Annotated in this window: 18 protein-coding genes; 7 read left to right on the top strand and 11 right to left on the bottom strand. The window is 73.1% G+C overall.

Features of this window, described 5'->3' with window-relative positions:
- Positions 1–8: 8 nt before the first annotated feature.
- From RQG84_RS11680 to mshB, 4 genes are read right to left on the bottom strand one after another with little or no spacing between them, the layout of a single operon-like run.
- Positions 9–2,405, bottom strand: coding sequence for a VanW family protein (locus tag RQG84_RS11680; protein WP_311210175.1), 2,397 nt, complete (start codon positions 2,403–2,405; stop codon positions 9–11).
- Positions 2,402–2,932, bottom strand: a complete 531-nt coding sequence (locus RQG84_RS11675) for a flavin reductase family protein (protein WP_311210174.1) — start codon at positions 2,930–2,932, stop codon at positions 2,402–2,404. Before RQG84_RS11675 ends, RQG84_RS11680 begins: the two co-directional genes overlap by 4 nt.
- The gene (locus RQG84_RS11670) at positions 2,929–3,282 is read right to left on the bottom strand and encodes a hypothetical protein (RefSeq protein ID WP_311210173.1); all 354 of its coding nucleotides are present in this window, start codon (positions 3,280–3,282) and stop codon (positions 2,929–2,931) included. Before RQG84_RS11670 ends, RQG84_RS11675 begins: the two co-directional genes overlap by 4 nt.
- On the bottom strand, positions 3,279–4,193 hold the full coding sequence (mshB, locus tag RQG84_RS11665; protein WP_055964811.1) for an N-acetyl-1-D-myo-inositol-2-amino-2-deoxy-alpha-D-glucopyranoside deacetylase: 915 nt from the start codon (positions 4,191–4,193) through the stop codon (positions 3,279–3,281). The genes RQG84_RS11670 and mshB overlap by 4 nt, the downstream gene beginning before the upstream one ends.
- Positions 4,194–4,275: 82 nt before the next feature.
- Between mshB and RQG84_RS11660 the strand changes: the two genes are divergently transcribed.
- Positions 4,276–6,378, top strand: coding sequence for a prolyl oligopeptidase family serine peptidase (locus RQG84_RS11660; protein ID WP_311210172.1), 2,103 nt, complete (start codon positions 4,276–4,278; stop codon positions 6,376–6,378).
- 771 nt (positions 6,379–7,149) lie between these two features.
- On the opposite strand, the gene RQG84_RS11655 is transcribed toward RQG84_RS11660, so the two are convergent.
- Entirely contained in the window at positions 7,150–7,428 is a 279-nt protein-coding gene (locus tag RQG84_RS11655; RefSeq protein WP_055964808.1) for a hypothetical protein, read from the bottom strand.
- Between the two features lie 38 nt (positions 7,429–7,466).
- Positions 7,467–7,901: a cupin domain-containing protein gene (locus tag RQG84_RS11650; RefSeq protein WP_311210171.1), complete on the bottom strand. Its 435-nt coding sequence runs from the start codon at positions 7,899–7,901 to the stop codon at positions 7,467–7,469.
- Between the two features lie 243 nt (positions 7,902–8,144).
- Here RQG84_RS11650 and RQG84_RS11645 point away from each other — a divergent pair, with 243 nt between their 5' ends.
- Together RQG84_RS11645 and RQG84_RS11640 are read left to right on the top strand one after the other, a co-directional pair.
- Positions 8,145–9,755 carry an ATP-binding cassette domain-containing protein gene (locus tag RQG84_RS11645; RefSeq protein ID WP_311210170.1) on the top strand — a complete coding sequence of 537 codons (1,611 nt, stop codon included), beginning with the start codon at positions 8,145–8,147 and terminating at the stop codon, positions 9,753–9,755.
- A 4-nt stretch (positions 9,756–9,759) separates the two neighbouring features.
- Positions 9,760–10,506: a DUF2071 domain-containing protein gene (locus RQG84_RS11640; RefSeq protein ID WP_311210169.1), complete on the top strand. Its 747-nt coding sequence runs from the start codon at positions 9,760–9,762 to the stop codon at positions 10,504–10,506.
- On the opposite strand, the gene RQG84_RS11635 is transcribed toward RQG84_RS11640, so the two are convergent.
- Both RQG84_RS11635 and RQG84_RS11630 read right to left on the bottom strand, forming a co-directional pair.
- Complete coding sequence (locus RQG84_RS11635) at positions 10,448–11,338, bottom strand: bile acid:sodium symporter family protein (protein ID WP_311210168.1); 891 nt, start codon at positions 11,336–11,338, stop codon at positions 10,448–10,450. The genes RQG84_RS11640 and RQG84_RS11635 overlap by 59 nt on opposite strands.
- 69 nt (positions 11,339–11,407) lie before the next feature.
- Positions 11,408–12,205: a phosphotransferase gene (locus RQG84_RS11630; protein ID WP_311210167.1), complete on the bottom strand. Its 798-nt coding sequence runs from the start codon at positions 12,203–12,205 to the stop codon at positions 11,408–11,410.
- Positions 12,206–12,232: 27 nt separating this feature from the next.
- Here RQG84_RS11630 and RQG84_RS11625 point away from each other — a divergent pair, with 27 nt between their 5' ends.
- Both RQG84_RS11625 and RQG84_RS11620 read left to right on the top strand, forming a co-directional pair.
- Entirely contained in the window at positions 12,233–13,462 is a 1,230-nt protein-coding gene (locus tag RQG84_RS11625) for a YibE/F family protein (RefSeq protein ID WP_311210166.1), read from the top strand.
- A gap of 114 nt (positions 13,463–13,576) precedes the next feature.
- Entirely contained in the window at positions 13,577–13,900 is a 324-nt protein-coding gene (locus tag RQG84_RS11620) for a hypothetical protein (RefSeq protein ID WP_311210165.1), read from the top strand.
- Positions 13,901–14,098: 198 nt separating this feature from the next.
- Here the strand turns inward: RQG84_RS11620 and rnhA are convergent, their stop codons facing one another.
- Positions 14,099–14,572 carry a ribonuclease HI gene (gene rnhA, locus RQG84_RS11615; protein ID WP_311210164.1) on the bottom strand — a complete coding sequence of 158 codons (474 nt, stop codon included), beginning with the start codon at positions 14,570–14,572 and terminating at the stop codon, positions 14,099–14,101.
- A 71-nt stretch (positions 14,573–14,643) separates the two neighbouring features.
- Between rnhA and RQG84_RS11610 the strand changes: the two genes are divergently transcribed.
- Positions 14,644–15,129 (top strand): DinB family protein, encoded by a 486-nt coding sequence (locus tag RQG84_RS11610; RefSeq protein ID WP_311210163.1) that lies wholly within the window; start codon positions 14,644–14,646, stop codon positions 15,127–15,129.
- Between the two features lie 2 nt (positions 15,130–15,131).
- Positions 15,132–15,545 (top strand): hypothetical protein, encoded by a 414-nt coding sequence (locus RQG84_RS11605; protein ID WP_311210162.1) that lies wholly within the window; start codon positions 15,132–15,134, stop codon positions 15,543–15,545.
- Positions 15,546–15,643: 98 nt separating this feature from the next.
- On the opposite strand, the gene RQG84_RS11600 is transcribed toward RQG84_RS11605, so the two are convergent.
- Both RQG84_RS11600 and RQG84_RS11595 read right to left on the bottom strand, forming a co-directional pair.
- Positions 15,644–16,351, bottom strand: a complete 708-nt coding sequence (locus RQG84_RS11600; RefSeq protein ID WP_311210161.1) for an MOSC domain-containing protein — start codon at positions 16,349–16,351, stop codon at positions 15,644–15,646.
- A complete protein-coding gene (locus RQG84_RS11595; protein ID WP_311210160.1) occupies positions 16,348–16,686 on the bottom strand; it encodes a glyoxalase superfamily protein in 339 nt (112 codons plus the stop codon). Before RQG84_RS11595 ends, RQG84_RS11600 begins: the two co-directional genes overlap by 4 nt.
- Positions 16,687–16,689: the final 3 nt, after the last annotated feature.

Raw genomic sequence — 16,689 nt, 5'->3', positions numbered from 1 at the left:
GCCGACCCTCAGTCGTCCTTCGGCTCCTCGCCGCAGACGATCCGGGCCGCTGCCTGGTAGTTGGCCGTGTCCGTCTCGCGCTTGACGACCTTCCCGCCCTTGCTGAGGGTGCGGTAGATGTCGATGTCGAACCCCTGCAGCGGAGCCTGGGGCACGCAGTCGTCGGAGTCGTCGTAGCGCGTGGCGGGGGCGCGGAAGTTGCGGCGCTCGGACTTGCCGGCCTTCACCTCGAACTCCTTGGTTCCCCACATCTGGACCGTGGTGCGGCCGACACCGCCCGGGCTGCTCTTCTGCACGAACGCGCGGATGAGCACACCGCTCTGGAGGTTGTTGCGGAAGCGCAGGTCGAGCGAGCCGAAGTAGACGGTCGCCTCGCGGCCCACCGGGTAGCGGTCGATGTAGAACGCGTGCGGGTGGTGCTCCACGTCCTCGAGGCCGGCGAAGAACGCCGCGTTGTAGGTGGTGGTGACCACCTGCGACACACCTCCGCCCAGCTCGTCCTGGAAGCGGCCGTTGTTGATGACCGAGCCGGTCGTGAACCCGTTGGCCGCGGTGCGCTCGCCGACGGTGTCGTTGAAGGAGAACGTGTCGCCCGGCTTGAGGATCGTGCCGTTGAGGATCTCGGCCGCGCGGCCCTGGTTGACGTTGCGGTACTCGGCGTGCGGGTACTCGGTGGTGAACTCGCCGATCTTCTCGACGATCTTCAGCGCCTTGGCGTCCTCGGTGGTGAACACCGGCTCGACGACCTTGGCCTCGACCTGGACGGTGCGCTCGTCGCCGGTCTCGGTGAGCACCGGCACGAGCTTCTCGGCCATCTCCTGCGGCTGCAGGCCGACGCCCTCCTTGCCGGGCACCACGACGGGCTTGTCGTCGCGGATCTCGACCGTGGCATCGACGGCCTTCCTGCCGATGCCGGTCGTGGCGTCGGTGAGCGGCTCGGCCAGCTTCTCGGGGTCGATGACCGGGGCCATCGCCCCGTCCACGGGCTCGACGGTGAGCGCGGGCGCGTACGCGGTCACCGGGAGGTCCACGTCCTTGTCACCGACCTCGATGGTCACGGGCGCGGCGACGGCGGGCTCGGCGACCTCGGTCATCGCCTGACGCAGCCCGTCCTCGTCGACCGCGGGCTCGACGGCGGCGGTGGGGACCTTCGCCGGGTCGGTCTGCACGAGGTACTGGTCCTGCACGAGCTGGGCGGTGTCGTCCTTGCGGACCACCAGGCCGGGCTTGGGCTCACGGGGCTTCGGCTTCGCCTCGGGGAAGGTGATGAGGGCCTCGGTGACCGGCACGTCGACGGCCTCGGCGACACCGTCGACAGCCGCCTTCAGGGCTGCGTCGTCGACGTCGAGGGCGGGCGCGTGCTCGTGGCTGCCGAAGAACAGGGCGACCATGTCGCGCGGGTCCCAGCTGCGGGCACCACCCGCCTGGTCGACCGACGCGTCGACGTCGAGAGCCAGCCCGGCCTCCGCCGGGTCGATCTCGAAGGACTCGTCGCCGTGGGTGAGGGTGACGGGGTCGCCCTCGCGCGGGGTGAGCTCCTCGTCGACGGCGGCGCGGGCGGCGGCCGGTGACAGCCCGCCCACGTCGACGCCGCCGATGCTCGCGTCGGCGGGCATGCGGGTGCCCGTCAGGAAGTAGCCGCCCACGTACAGGCCGCCCAGGACGACGACGGCGGCGAGCAGGGCCCAGCGGCCCCGACGGCGCGGGCGCTCGTCCGACGGCTCCTCTCCCCCGGTGGGCGGGATGCCGGCGGCCCCGTCGTGGCGGTCCGTCGAGGACTCCTCGTCCGGGTCGTCGTGGAGCGGGAGCGCGTCGTCCTCGGGCTCGTGCCGGAGCTCGTCGTCCGGCGGCGGGGTGCTCAGCGCCGAGCCGGCGAGGGCCGCGGCGACGGCCGACCGCGTGCGCGTCTCGTCGCGACGGTCGTCGTCCGGGTCCTCGTGCAGGTCGTCGTGCTCGTCCTCGACGGGGTCGGCGTCGATCGCGTGCGGCGGCGGGACCGAGTCGTCGTCGACGTCGCCCTCGTCGAGGTCGTCCTCTTCGGGGTCGTCCACGTCCTCGAACGGCTCGTCCTCGGCGACGACCTCCTCCGGGGCCTCGACGACGGCGTCGTCGCTGTCCGGCTCGACGGCGTCCTCGGAGAGGGCGATCTCCTCGTCCGCGGGGTCCTCGTCCGCAGCTGCGTCGAGGGCGGCGTCCTCCTGCGCCTCGACGCCGGTGTCGTCCGCGGGGGTCGCGTCACCGAGGTCGAGCTCGGCGTCGTCGTGCTCGGCGAGGGGCTCGGCGTCGGTGAAGGTGTCGTCGAGGTGGCGGTCGCCGGCTCCCTCGGTCGTCTCCCCCGCGTCGGGGTGCGGGTGCTCGGAGTCGGGTCCCTCGACGTCCGGCCGCTCAGGTCGCTCGTCGCTCATGCCTTCTCCTGGATGGTCTTCTCGCTGAGGGGCGACCGCACGATCGTCCCGTAGTGCGACCGGTAGTACAGCAACGGGTCGTCCACCCCGTCACGCACGGCCGCGCCCGTCACTGCACCCATGATGACGGAGTGGTCGCCACCGTCGTGCACGGCGTGCGTGGTGCACTCCAGCCAGGCCAGGGCGTCGTCGAGCAGCGGTGCGCCGTTGGCGCCGCGGTGGAACGGCACGCCGGCGAGCTGGTCCTCCAGTGGTCGGCCGCGGTCGGCGAACCATGCCGAGGCGTCGCGCCCCTCCTCGGTGAGGATCGAGACGCCCCACGTCCCTGTCGTGAGCACCGCGTCGTGGAACCGGCTCGTCCTGTGCGAGCACACCAGCACCATCGGAGGCTCCAGCGACACCGAGCAGAAGGCGCTGGCCGTCATGGCGTGGTCGATGCCGTCGAGGACGGTGGTGACCACCGTGACACCGCTCGCGAACCTGCCGAGGGCGTCGCGGAAGGCACGCTGGTCGACGGACGCGGTCATCGTTCCAGCCTAGGAGCGAGCAGGACCGCGGCGGCGCACACCCCCAGGCCCCCGATCATCCAGGTCCAGCCGATCGCGTCGGCGGCCACGAGGTAGGAGCCCGACGGCTGCAGCTGCTGGAGCAGCAGCACCAGGGTCCAGCCGAGCCCGAACCAGGCGGCCCCCACCCGCACCGCGAGGCCGCAGGCCACGGCCACGACGGCCACGGTGACCAGGCTGAGCACCAGGCCGCCGGGTCGGTCGGCCCCCATCACCTCGAACGTCGTGCGGTGCACGAGGGACCCCAGGACCCCCACCCAGACGCCGAGCAGCACCACGACCAGGCGGGCGAGGGCCGCCGCCGCGCTCACACCCCGGTGCCGGCGAAGAGGTCGTCCTCGAACGTGGTGCCCGGCGCCGGCGCCGCGACACCCTTGACCAGGCGGTAGTGCTCGGTGCCCCACGCCCGCTGGGCGACGTCGTTGGACAGCGCGAAGAACGGCCCGTCGACGGCGATCTGCGTGGCGTGGGCCCGCATGGCGTCGAGCTTGGCGTCGACCCAGGTGCTGCCGTCGACCACGGCGTCGAGGTCCTCGTCGCGGATCGCGAACGGCGGCAGGTTGTCGGGGTCCATGCCCTCCATGAACTGCAGGTCCCCGGCCTCGCGGATCTCCTTGATGCCCTGACGCATGGCCGACTCCGACATCGCCGTCCAGTAGACCTTCGCCACGTCCCAGGCCTCGCCGAGGTCGTGGCGGTAGGACCGGGCCGCCGCGAGGGCGACGGCGTAGTGCGCCACCCGGTTGGCCTGCACGTGGTCGGGGTGGCCGTAGTTGCCGAACTCGTCGTAGGTCACGAGGACCTGCGGCCGGATCTCGCGGATGACGGCGACGAGCTCGTTCGTGGCCTCCAGCAGGTCGGCGTGCCAGAACGCGTTCGCGTGGATCTCGTCGGCGGCGGTGGCGTTGCCGTTCTCGTCCCACTTCATGCCGGAGTCGCGGAAGCGGCCGTCGCCACCGAGGCGGCGGAAGTCGGTGACGCCCAGGATCCCCATCGCGTCGGTGAGCTCGGTGAGCCGGTGCGCGCCGAGCCCGTCGTCCTGGTCGGCCGCCAGGTGCTCGAGCTCGGGCACGAGGATCTCGCCCATCTCGCCGAGGGTGCAGGTGACGAGGGTGACGTGGGCCCCCTCGCTCACGTACTTCGCCATGGTGGCGCCGTTGTTGATGGTCTCGTCGTCGGGGTGGGCGTGGACGAGCAGGAGACGACGTGCGGGCAGGGCCATGGCGCCAGCGTATCGACGCGGCACGAGCGCGGGCACGGGAGCGCAGGAGGGGCGCGGGGGCACGGATGGTGAGATGGGTGCCATGACGGTCTCCTACCCTCGCCTCGCCGCCCGCACCGCACGCTTCACGCTCGGCATCCCGCGCAACGTGACGGTCTCGCCGGACGGCGGCACCGTGTGGTTCGTGCGCACCGCCGACGGCGTCAGCCGCACCGGTGCCCTGTGGGCCCACGACGTGGCCACCGGGCAGGAGCGGGTCCTGGTGGACCCCGACGCCCTCCTCGCCGACGGGGAGCAGCTGTCGGCGGCCGAGCGCGCGCGACGGGAGCGCTCGCGGGAGACCGGCGCCGGTGTGGTCGACTACGCCGTCGACACGGCGGGGCGGTGGGCCTCCTTCGCCCTCTCGGGCAAGGCGTGGGCGGTCGACCTGGCCGCCGGTGCCGTGCACGAGCTGCCCACCGTCGACGGCGTGATCGACCCGCGCGTCGACCCGACCGGACGACGGGTGGCCTACGCCGCTGCCGACGGCGCCCTCCGGGTCGTCGACCTGCAGGGCGAGGAGAGGACGGGCGACGAGCAGGTGCTGGCTGCTCCGGAGACGGCGACCCAGGTCTGGGGCCAGGCCGAGTTCATCGCCGCGGAGGAGATGAGTCGGTACCGCGGGTTCTGGTGGGCTCCCGACGGCGCCTCGCTGCTCGTGGAGCGCTACGACGACGCCCCGGTGCAGGTCTGGCACGTGGCCGACCCCGAGAACCCCGACCGCGAGCCGGTCGCCCAGCGCTACCCGGCCGCCGGCACCCCCAACAGCGAGGTGGCGCTCTGGCACGTCGCGCTCGACGGCACCCGCACCGAGGTGCAGTGGGACCGGGAGCGGTTCGAGTACCTCTCGAGCGTCACGTGGACCGAGCACGGTGCCCCCGTGGTGCAGGTGATGAGCCGCGACCAGCGCAGCGCCCGGGTGCTCTCGGTCGACGTCGCCGACGGCTCCACCGAGACGCTGCGCGAGCACTCCGACGCGGCCTGGGTGGAGGTCACGAGCGCACCGCGCCGTGCGCCCGGCGGCCGTCTGGTCACCGTGGAGGACGTGGACGGCTCGCGTCGGCTCGTCGTCGACGGCACGCCCGTCGGGTCGTCGGAGTGGCAGGTGCGCGGCATCGTCAGCACCCACCCCGACGCGGTGGTCGTGACCGCGTCGGCGGAGCCCACCGAGGTGCAGGTGCTGCGCGTCGGCCTGGGCGGGACCTCCGACGTCGAGCCGCTCACGTCGGGCCAGGCCGTGCACGGTGCGGCCGTCGGTGGCGGGACCACGGTGGTGAGCCGCTCCGCGCTCGACGTGGTCGGCACCACCCTGACGGTGCACCGCGAGGGCACGGCCGAGACCACGCAGCTGTCGGTCGTCGCCGAGCCGGCGCCGTTCGAGCCCGACGTGACCGTCGTGTCGGTCGGCGAGCGCGAGCTCCGCGCCGCCGTCCTCTTCCCGCGTGACCACGTGCGGGGCTCACGCCGCCTGCCGGTGCTCATGGACCCCTACGGCGGCCCGCACGCCCAGCGCGTGCTCGCGTCGGCCCGCATGTTCCTGGAGGCGCAGTGGCTGGCCGACCAGGGCTTCTGCGTGATCGTCGCCGACGGTCGCGGGACGCCTGGTCGCGGGGCGGTGTGGGAGCGGGAGATCCTCGACGCGTTCGCCGAGGTCACCCTGGCCGACCAGGTCGACGCACTCGCCGGCGTGGCCGAGCGGTTCCCCGACGACGTCGACACCTCGCGCGTCGGCATCACGGGCTGGTCGTACGGCGGCTACCTGTCCGCCCTGGCCGTGCTGGCGCGACCCGACGTCTTCCACGCCGCGGTGGCCGGCGCCCCCGTGACCGAGTGGCGCCTGTACGACACCTGCTACACCGAGCGCTACCTCGGCCACCCCGACGAGCGGCCCGACGTGTACGACCGCAACTCGCTGCTGCCGCTCGCCCCGCGCCTGGAGCGTCCGCTCATGCTGATCCACGGCCTGGCCGACGACAACGTGGTGGCCGCCCACACCCTGCGGCTGTCGTCGGCCCTGCTCGCCGCCGGCCGCGCCCACACCGTGCTGCCCCTGTCGGGCGTCACGCACATGACCCCCCAGGAGGTCGTGGCCGAGAACCTCAAGGTGCTGCAGGTGGACTTCCTGCGGACGCACCTCGGGGCCTGACCTACGCCGCGCTGCTCGGACCGTCCTCGACCTGCGGCTGCGCTGCCGGTCCTTCCTCGACCTGCGGCTGCGCTGCTTCCGCTCCGAGTCGGTCTGCTCTCCGAAAGGGCCTCGACCTGACGGTGGGCCGGGGGTCGGTCGAGCTACCGGGCCGCGGCTCGGCAGTCAGAGGTAGGTGGCGCGCCGTATGCGGCAGTCAGAGGTAGGTGACACGCCGAATGCGGCAGTCAGAGGTAGGTGGCGCGCGGATAGCGGGCCTCCATCCGCGGGCCACCTACCTCCGCCGTCGCCCGTAGCGCGGGCCACCTACCTCCCGGGGGCGAGGGGAAGGACCGTCCTCGACCTGCGGCTGCGCTGCTTCCGCTCCGAGTCGGTCTGCTCTCCGAAAGGGCCTCGACCTGACGGTGGGCCGGGGGTCGGTCGAGCTACCGGGCCGCGGCTGGGCAGTCAGAGGTAGGTGCAGCACCTGTCGAGGATCACGGCGGTAGGCCTGGTACCCAACGGCGACCCGGACAGGTGTCAGGCCTACCTCTGACGCCGTCGTTCCGTGCGTCTCCTACCTCCGATCGCCCCGGACCCCGGGAACCCGGGCCACGACGCACCCAGCTCCCCGGTCGAGGCCCTTTCGGGACCCACCTCCACGGAGAAGCCGAGCCAGCGCACCCGCAGGACGAGCGCCGGCCGAGGCAGCGCACCCGCAGGACCAGCACCCCCCGAGGCAGCGCAGCCGCAGGACGGACGGGAGGACGAGCAGGAGGACGAGGACGCCCCCTACCCCTCCCGCTTCAGCCGCTTCGGGCCGTCGGGCAGGTCGGGGGCCGGAGCATCCTCGGACAGTCGCTCGTCGCCCGGCAGCCAGCCGCCGTACACGTCGACCATCTCGACGACCCGCTCGTCGAAGGGCTCGACGACGACCGCCCACGCATGGTCCTCGGCGTCGTCCTCGCCCGCGAAGCCCTCGCGTCGGGCCGTCACCGTGTAGCCCTCGGCCTCCAGCGCCTTGACGAGCTCGTCGGCGTCGTCGCGCTCGTCGAACCAGATCTCGCTCATGGCGACGATGGTAGGACGGGGTTTCGGCGGGGTGGGACTCAGCCGCGGTGCAGCGTGAAGTCGTCGAAGTCGAAGCCCGGCGACACCATGCAGCTGACGAGCGCCTCCTCGTCGGTTGGCACGGTGCGCTGCCACCGACCTGCAGGGACGAGCACCTGGCTCGACTCCCCCGCCCCGGCGCCGACGTGGTGCCGCTGCCCGGCAGCGGGCGCCCGACCGTCGCCCCCGAGCTCCAGCAGGACGGTCCCGGTGTGCGCGAGCCACAGCTCGTCGGACGCCACGCGATGCCAGGCCGACGACTCGCCCGCGGGCAGCAGGAACCAGATGAGGGTCGCGGTGGGGCGGACCCGTCCGTCGGGCAGCGTGACGTCGACCGGCGAGCGCCAGGTCTGCCGGTACCACCCGCCCTCGGGATGTGGCTCGAGACCGAGCCGACGTGCGGTGGCGGGCGCCTCGGAGGGGGTGGAGCTCATGGCCGCACGGTAGTAGCCTGGGGGTCCCCGATCCGTGAGGTGATCTGCCACCGTGAAGCTCTGAGGTCCGAGCCCTGCGCGCGTCCGCTCGACGCTGCGCGCCTCGTCGACCTCGTTCACGGTTGCTCCTGCGACCCCGGGCGCTTGCCCGGACGCTCGGGACGTCCTGACGTCGTGTCCTCCTGACGGCGCGCTCGCGCGGCTCACACCGCTCCAGCCCGCCACGACCCTCAGGAGGCCCCCATGGCTGCATCCCTGTCCTTCCACCACGTCACCCACACCTGGCCCGACGGCGCACCCGCCCTGTCCGACGTCGACCTCGACCTCGGGCCCGGGCGGCACGGGCTCGTCGGCAGCAACGGCAGCGGCAAGTCCACGCTGCTGCGCCTCGCCCACGGCGACCTCGTCCCCACGGGCGGCTCCGTCCTGACCACGGGGTCGCTGGAGCTGCTGCCGCAGGACCCGGTGCGCACCGTCGAGGGGCTCACCGTGGCCGACGTCCTCGACGTCGCCGACACCCTCGTCGCGCTGCGCGCCATCGAGGCGGGCAGCACCGACCAGGCCGACTTCGACCGGGTCGGGGACGACTGGGACGTCGAGGAACGGGCCGCGGCCTGGCTCGCTCGTCTCGGGCTCGGGTCGCTCGGCCTGGACCGTGCGGCGTCGAGCCTCTCCGGCGGCGAGCTCGTGCTGCTGGCCCTGACCGCCCGCCTGCTGCGCCGGCCCGACGTGGTGCTGCTCGACGAGCCCACGAACAACCTCGACCGACGCGCCCGCGCGCACCTGACGTCGGCGCTCGGCGCGTTCGGCGGGGTGGCCCTCGTCGCGAGCCACGACCGCGAGCTCCTCGAGGGCATGGACACGATCGTGGAGGTGCACGCCGGACGGGTGCGCACCGTCGCGGGCGGGTTCTCCGTCTACGAGGAGGTCGTGGCGGCGGAGCAGGAGGCGGCGGGGCGCGCGGTCCGCGACGCCAAGGCGGACGTGCGGCGTCAGGAGCGTGAGCTGGTCGAGGCCCGCGCCAAGCTCGCCCAGCGGAGGCGGACGGCGCACAAGGCCGAGGCCGAGAAGCGGGTGCCGAAGATCGTCGCCCACGGCCGGCGCATGTCGGCCGAGGTGTCGGCCGGGAAGCTGCGCGGGGCGCACGAGGAGCACGTGGCCCGCGCACGAGCCGACCTCGACGCGGCCGAGGAGCGGGTCCGCGACGACCGGGAGATCCGCCTGGAGCTGCCCGATACGGCCGTTCCGCGCACCCGTGACGTGCTGGTCACCGAAGGGCTCGTGCTCCCGCACGTCGGCACCGAGGTGGCCCTGCACCTGAGGGGGCCGGAGCGCGTGGCGCTGACCGGGCCCAACGGCAGCGGCAAGACCACCTTCCTGGAGGTGGCCCTCGGCCGGCTCGCCCCGACCGCCGGGTCCGCGACCGTGAGCGTGCCCGTCGGCCGGCTCGCCCAGCGGCCGACGCTCCCGGACGAGGACGCCTCCGTCCTCGAGAACGTGCGTCGGGTGGCTCCGGAGGCCGACCCCCAGCACGTGCGGGCCCAGCTGGCACGGCTGCTGTTCCGTGGCCGCGCGGCGGAGCGGATCGTGTCGACGCTGTCCGGGGGCGAGCGGCTGCGCGCGGCACTCGCGTGCGTGCTGCTGGCCGACCCCGCGCCCCAGCTGTTGCTCCTGGACGAGCCGACGAACGACCTGGACCTCGTGAGCGTCGGGCACCTCGTGGAGGCGCTGCGCGGCTACCGGGGGGCGCTCGTGGTGGTCAGCCACGACGAGCGGTTCCTCGACGAGCTCGAGCTCGACCGCCGCGTGGCGCTCCCGTCGCCCAGCGGACCGGTGCGACCCGCACGAGACTAGGAGCGTGAACCCCGACGGACCCCCGCTGGACGGGCCGAGCATCATGCGCCAGACGTGGGCCGACATCGCCTTCGTGCACTGGGCGGTCGACCCGTCGACCGTCGAGCGCTTCATGCCGCCCGGGGTGCGCCCCGACGTGCTCGACGGCAGCACCTACGTGGGCCTCATCCCCTTCCGGATGCAACGTGCCGGGTTCGGGACGGGGCCAGCGGTACCGTGGCTGGGCACGTTCCACGAGACCAACGTGCGCCTCTACTCGGTCGACGACGCAGGCCGCCACGGCGTGGTGTTCCTGTCGCTGGAGTCCTCACGGCTGCTCGTTTCCGCCCTGGCCCGGATCGTCTTCGGCACGCCGTACACCTGGGCCCGGATGCGGGTCGACCAGGAGGGCGACCGGCACCGCTACACGTCGCGTCGTCGATGGCCGGGGCCGCGCGGCGCCGGCGGGCGGATCGAGGTGCGCCCCACCGAGCCGCTGCACGAGCCGAGCGAGCTGGAGCACTTCGTGACCGCCCGGTTCGGGCTGCACACCCGGGTGCTCGGCCGGACCTGGTGGGTCCCCAACACGCACCGGGCATGGCCGTTGCACCGCGCCGAGCTGGTGTCGCTCGACGACACCCTGGTCGAGGCGGCCGGCCTCCCCGGGCTGGCGGCCACGGAGCCGACGTCGGTGCTGTGGTCCGAGGGCACCTTCACGACGTTCGGGACGCCGCGCGGCGCCGTCCCTCGCCGGGCAGCAGCACTCGGGTGAGCAGCACGCCCCACACCGCCGCGAGCGGGAACATCAGCAGCCCGTAGACCGCCGCCGGCACCGAGATGGCGGTGTCGTCGAGCACCTCGACGGCCACGTAGATGGCGAGGGTGGCGTTGTGCACGCCGATCTCGAACGAGCTGGCCACCGCCTGCGCCGGCGTGAGGCCGACGAGCCGCGGCACGAAGAACCCCACCACGAGGCTCACGACGCAGAACAGCGTGGCGGCCGCGCCGACCTGCGCCAGGTAGTCACCTGCGTCCGAGCCGGTGCTGGCCAGGATCCCGAGCACGAGGACCAGCAGGATCACGGCCGACGCGATGCGCACCGGCTTGTCGGCGCGCTGGGCGAAGCCAGGGCTCTTCGCGCGCACGAGCATGCCCACCAGCACGGGGGCGAGCACGACGACGAAGACCTCGACGACCTTGCGGAACTGCAGCGACACCTCGTCGTCGAGCCCGTAGTGGGCGATCGCGAGGTTGGTGATGAGCGGCAACGACCCGATCGCGATGATCGAGTTGATCGCCGTCAGGGACACGTTCAGGGCGACGTCGCCCCGGAACAGGTGGCTGTAGAGGTTGGCCGACGTGCCACCCGGCGACGCGGCGAGCAGAAGCATGCCCACGGCGAGCAGCGGGTCGAGGTCGAACGCGGTGACCAGGCCGAAGCAGACGACCGGCAGCACGACGAGCTGGCAGGCCAGGGCCACCGTGACCGCCTTCGGGTGGCGGGCCACGCGCCGGAAGTCGTCGGGCGTGAGCGAGAGGCCCAGCCCGAACATGATGATCCCGAGCGCGATGGGCAGCCCGACGGTCGAGAGCGCGGAGTCCATGGGCGAAGCCTAGGAGTGATGCGGGTCACATCGTGGCCGGCGCTCCGGTCGACCGAGAGGCCCTGTCGGTCAGGGAAGGGCGTCGAGGATCGCGGGGATCCGCTCCCGGAAGGCCGCCACGCGGTCGCGCGTGCGCTGCGGCTCGCCGACCTTCTGCAGGTTCGCGATGCCGGCATCTCCCCGGGCGATGCCCGCGGCGATCCGCTCGCTGGCCGTCGTCATCCGCGCCACCACGGCGTCGAGGAGCGTCATCGGGCCCCACTCCCCGTACGCCTCCACGACGAGGTCCAGACGTCGGGCGGTCTCCTGCGCGCCGATGTCGCGGTAGAGCGGGATGCCCGTCCAGATCAGGAAGGCAAGGTCGTCGATCGCGCGCCCCGGACCCGCCATGTCCCAGTCGATCATCGCGACGAAGTGGCCGCTCTGGACGATCCAGTTGTAGGCGCCGGGGTCGTGGTGGCAGATGATCTGGTCCGCCTCCAGGAGCACCGGCTCGTCGCCGGTGCCGCGCCACCGCAGCGGCTCGTCGGGGCGGAAGCCCTCCACCAGGTCGTGGTACTCGCGCAGCCACGTGACCGCCTCGACCAGCACCGAGTCGAGCACGACCTCCTGGTCGACCGGCACGCCGCGACCCTCGACGTAGCTGAGCACCTCGCGGCCCTCCTCGTCGAGGCCCTCGACCCGTGGCACACCGCCGAGGCCCTCCGCGGCGAGGTGGTCGAGCAGGGCGTGGACGGCCGGCGTCCAGGGCCCCGTGGGGCGGCGGACGGTGCGTCCGATGCGGATCGCTCCCCCGACGGCACCCGGCAGGTGCTCGACGTCGTCGCTTCCTCCGTCGTCCGGTCCCGTGTCCTGTGCGTCGCTCACGTGGCCCATCGTGGCACGCTGTCTCCCGTGGCTCACGGACACGCGCACTCCCTGGACGACCTCGACGTCGGCCCGCCCCGCCGGGGCCTGGCCGCGACCCTCGCCGTCGTGGTGGGGGCCATCTCGCTCGTGGCGGTCGTCGCCATGGTCATGCTGTGGCCGTCGGCGTCGGAGGTCCCCCGAGACGCCAACCCGCTGAGCGGCGAGGGCGTGACCCTGGTCGACGCCACCGTCACCGCGGTCAAGCCTTTCGACTGCGGCTCGGGCGGGGTCGGGCCCGACAACCTGCCCACCGTGGCGGGCGACTGCGCCAACGTGACGGCCGAGACCGACGCCGGCAACGCCTCGTTCGTGCTCGACTCGGCGCGCTTCCAGGCCGGCATCGACGTCGGCGACGACATCGAGGTCATCCGCATCGCGCCCGCGGGCCAGGAGGCGACGTTCGAGTTCTACGACTTCCAGCGCAGCTTCCCGCTGCTGGCCCTCGCCATCGCGTTCGCCGTGCTGGTCGTGGCGGTCGCCCGTTGGCGTGGCCTGTTCGCGCTCGTCGGCATCGGCGTCACGCTGCTGGCGCTCATGCAGTTCATCCTCCCCGCCCTGCTGGCCGGCAGGTCCGCGCTCCCGGTGGCGATCGTGGGCTCGACGGTGATCATGACGCTCGTGCTGTACCTCGCCCACGGGGTGAGCATCCGCACCACCAGCGCCCTGTTCGGCACGTACTTCGGCATCGTCGCCACGGCGCTCATGGGCGCGCTGGCGACCGACTGGTCGAGCCTGACCGGCATCGGCTCCGAGGACGACCGGACGCTGGTGGCGACCGTGCCCGACCTGTCGATGTCGGGGGTCGTGGCCGCGACGATGGTGATCGCGGGGCTCGGCGTGCTGAACGACGTGACCGTGACCCAGGCGAGCGCGGTGTGGGAGATGCGCGCGCTCCAGCCGACCGCCAACGCGGCGAAGCTGTTCACGTCGGCCATGCGGATCGGCCGCGACCACATCGCCTCCAGCGTGTACACGCTCGTGTTCGCGTACGCGGGCTCGGCGATGACGGTGCTGCTGCTCATCACGGCCTACTCCCGGCCCCTGGGCGAGATGGCGTCGACCGAGGAGCTGGGCCAGGAGATCGTCCGCACGCTCGTGGGTGCCATCGGACTCGTCCTCGCGGTGCCCGTGACGACCGCGATCGCCGTCGCCCTCGCCCCAGCGGCCGAGGACGAGCCCGAGCACGCGGGCGGCCACCGCCGCGCCCCCGCCTGACTCTCCCACCCCCACGCCGCGTCTCGACGCGTTCGGGTCGATCTGCGTCGGAGGAACCGACGCAAGCGCGTCAGGACGCCGGCCGTGGCGCGGTGGCGTGCGTACCCTCAGGACATGGAGTGGGTCGGGATCGTGCTGTTCGCCGTGGGCGTGCTGGCCGTGCTGGTGCTGGCGCTGTACCTGTTCCAACGCTCGCTCGACAAGCCCGGTGGCCGCGAGGGCCTGGGCACGATGGGCAACGGCATGGGCGTCATGGACAACTTCTTCAGCCCCTCGCGTGCCGACGCCAAGGAGGAGCTCGAGCGGCAGAAGCGTGCCGCCCACGTCATGCCGTCGCCCGACGAGGACGACGACGAGCGCCACGGCCAGGTCCGGCGCAACCCCGACGGATCGCCGCGTTCCATCCGGATCTCACGGCCCACCTCGGACGACGACTGACGCCCCTCGCCCGAGCGGGTCCCGCCACCGCTGCTCCGGGCGATTCGGGACGTTCGGGAGGCGGACCGGGACGAAGGGCCCTACCGTCGAGTGATGCAGACCGCCCGCACGATCCTCACGAGCACGATCGGCTTCTACGCATTCGTGGGCGCCCAGGCCCTCGACGCCCTGCGGTCCGGCTCGCGCCGCGCCTGATCCTCAGGCTCGTCGCACTCCCATCGCCTCGCGCATCCCGCGCGTGGCCAGCTGGTCGGCCAGCTCGTTGTCCCTGACCCCGGAATGTCCCTTCACCCAGAACCACTCCACCTCGTGCCGGTCGCAGGCGGCCTTCAGCCGCTGCCAGAGGTCGACGTTCTTGACCGGCTGCTTCGCCGCCGTGCGCCAGCCGTTGCGCTCCCACCCGGCGAGCCACGACGTGATGCCGCTGCGCACGTAGGTGCTGTCGGTGTGCAGGTGCACCGTGCTCGGCCGGTTCAGCATCTCCAGCGCCATGATCGGCGCCGTCAGCTCCATCCGGTTGTTGGTCGTCGAGCCCGGCTCGCCGCCGCACAGCTCGCGCACGTGCGCGCCGTAGCGCAGCACCGCGCCCCAGCCGCCCGGGCCCGGGTTCGGCGTGCAGCCCCCGTCGGTGTGGATGGTCACGACAGCGGTCTGCAGGGCATCGGTCGACATGGCGGGCCCATCCTCGCACCCGGCAGCCGCAAGCGGGGGTGCGCACCGCCGGGGCGCGTAGCGTGGCGGTCATGAGCCTGCACACCTCCGACGAGCGGACCGTCCTGGAAGGTCTGCTCGACGCGCAGCGGACCGAGATCGCCCTGCTGCTCGACGAGCTCGACGACGCCGAGGCGCGCACACGGCTCGTGTCGTCGATGACCACCGTCCTGGGCCTCGTGAAGCACGCGGCGTTCGTGGAGATGGTCTGGTTCCACTCGCGCGTGGCGGGTGTCCCGCGCGAGGACCTGCGGCTGCCCCGCACACCGGCCGAGAGCTTCGAGCTGGCCGAGGGCGACACCATCGAGTCGGTGCGGGCCGACTACGACGACGCCTGCGACCGCTCGCGCGTCGTGGCCGCCCAGCACGACCTCGACGAGACCTGGCCGTGGCACGACGGCCCGGTCTCCCTTCGGTACGTCTTCGGACACATGATCGCCGAGCTGGCTCGGCACGCCGGGCACGGTGACATCCTCGTCGAGCAGCTCATCGCGCGGCGCCCCGTCGGCACGGACTGAGCGTGATCGACCCGGTCGTGGCGCTGGCCGTGGTGGGTGCGGCGCACGCGGCGTTCCAGACCACGGTGTCGCTGGTCGTCTACCCGGCCCTCGCCGCGGTCGGGCGCGAGGGCTTCGCGGCCGCGCACGACGCGCACTCGCGGCGCATCGTCGCGCTCGTCGCCCCGCTCTACGCCGCTCTCCTCGCCGTGGGCGGGTGGGCCGCGCTGGCCGATCCGCGCCCGCTCGTCCTGGCCGCGGTGGCGGCCCACGGCGTCGCCCTCCTGCTCACCGCGCTGGTCGCCGCCCCGACCCACGGACGGCTCGGGACGGACGGCCCCACCCCGGCGCTGCTGCGTCGCCTGGCCCGCTCCGACCTCGCCCGCACGGCTGCAGCGTGGACCGGTCTCCTCCTGTCGCTCGTCGCCCTCGGCTGACCTCTCGCCACGCACGATTCTCCCTCTGCGATCAGGGCTTCTCCCTTCGCATGGACCGTGCCGCGAGAAGGAAGCATCCTTGCCCGCGGCCGCATCCCTCAGGCGAGGTGCAGGGAGTCTCCGACCGCGAGGACGCCGGGCGTCTCGACGTGGGCGTACACCGCCAGGCAGAGGTCGCGCTCCGCGCCGAGTTGCTTCAGCAACGACCCCTCGGCGGACGTCCCGTCCTGCGCGACGTCGACCATCCGGCACCGCGGGACCCGCTCGACGACGCGAAGACCCACACCCCCGACGGTGAGCGAACGACCCACCCAGGCCTCCTCGACGAACGGCTCGTCCGTCTCGACGACGACGTTGACGCGAAGCCGACGCGGGTCCGCGTCGAGGCCCCACCGCTCGGCGCACCACGCGAGGGTGGCCGTGCCGACCAGCGACACCGCCCCTTGGTCCTGGTGCCCGACACCCGCCTCCGGCAGCACCCGCACCGCGGCCTCCATGACGGCGCTCAGCTCGGCGTCAAGCGCCGCGTCGCCCACCGCCCACGTGCCCGCCCCGCTCGACACGACCACCTCACCGGATTCCGTGGTGCGCGCCGCGTGCTCGAACACCGCGTCGCGCCGACGGAAGCGTCGGCTGTCCTTGCCCGACGCGAAGCGACCGTCCTCGTCCTCCACGGCGTACCAGCGGTCGCCCACCAGACCGCGGGCATCGAGCTCGACGCTGCGCAGCGCCTCGCCACCCATCGACTTCACCGGGTAGCGACGCAGGGCGACAACCGTCGGGCGAACGACACCGGGCGTCGTCACGGAGCCGTCGCCACCCGCACCCGGTTGCCGTCGGGGTCGACGACCTCGCAGTCGCGCGCCCACGGGTTGTCCTCCACCTCGGCGCCGAGGTCGGCCGCGATCGCGTCGACGTCGGGCACCCACAGGTAGACCAACGACGGTCCGGGCGCGTCACCCGTGTGCTCGGACAAGTACACCCCGCAGCCGTCGCGCACGACGCCCACGAACCGCGGGAACCCCGGCTCGAACACGTGGCGGAACTCCTCGACGAACCCGAGCCGCGCCCACCACGGCAGCGACACGTCGACGTCGGCGACGCGCAGGATCGGGACGGCGGCGACCTCCGGACGGCTCATGGC

It is taken from the genome of Aeromicrobium sp. WCS2018Hpa-31, assembly GCF_031843905.1.
GTDB lineage: Bacteria > Actinomycetota > Actinomycetes > Propionibacteriales > Nocardioidaceae > Aeromicrobium.
This window is presented reverse-complemented; position numbering and strand designations above follow the sequence as displayed.

Bases quoted from the DNA above. Each gene is read 5' to 3' on its own strand.
- RQG84_RS11680 (WP_311210175.1), bottom strand. From the start codon at position 2,405: ATGAGCGACGAGCGACCTGAGCGGCCGGACGTCGAGGGACCCGACTCC.
- RQG84_RS11635 (WP_311210168.1), bottom strand. From the start codon at position 11,338: ATGGACTCCGCGCTCTCGACCGTCGGGCTGCCCATCGCGCTCGGGATC.
- RQG84_RS11595 (WP_311210160.1), bottom strand. From the start codon at position 16,686: ATGAGCCGTCCGGAGGTCGCCGCCGTCCCGATCCTGCGCGTCGCCGAC.
- RQG84_RS11620 (WP_311210165.1), top strand. From the start codon at position 13,577: ATGGAGTGGGTCGGGATCGTGCTGTTCGCCGTGGGCGTGCTGGCCGTG.
- RQG84_RS11655 (WP_055964808.1), bottom strand. From the start codon at position 7,428: ATGAGCGAGATCTGGTTCGACGAGCGCGACGACGCCGACGAGCTCGTC.
- mshB (WP_055964811.1), bottom strand. From the start codon at position 4,193: ATGGCCCTGCCCGCACGTCGTCTCCTGCTCGTCCACGCCCACCCCGAC.
- RQG84_RS11660 (WP_311210172.1), top strand. From the start codon at position 4,276: ATGACGGTCTCCTACCCTCGCCTCGCCGCCCGCACCGCACGCTTCACG.
- rnhA (WP_311210164.1), bottom strand. From the start codon at position 14,572: ATGTCGACCGATGCCCTGCAGACCGCTGTCGTGACCATCCACACCGAC.
- RQG84_RS11610 (WP_311210163.1), top strand. From the start codon at position 14,644: ATGAGCCTGCACACCTCCGACGAGCGGACCGTCCTGGAAGGTCTGCTC.
- RQG84_RS11650 (WP_311210171.1), bottom strand. From the start codon at position 7,901: ATGAGCTCCACCCCCTCCGAGGCGCCCGCCACCGCACGTCGGCTCGGT.
- RQG84_RS11645 (WP_311210170.1), top strand. From the start codon at position 8,145: ATGGCTGCATCCCTGTCCTTCCACCACGTCACCCACACCTGGCCCGAC.
- RQG84_RS11675 (WP_311210174.1), bottom strand. From the start codon at position 2,932: ATGACCGCGTCCGTCGACCAGCGTGCCTTCCGCGACGCCCTCGGCAGG.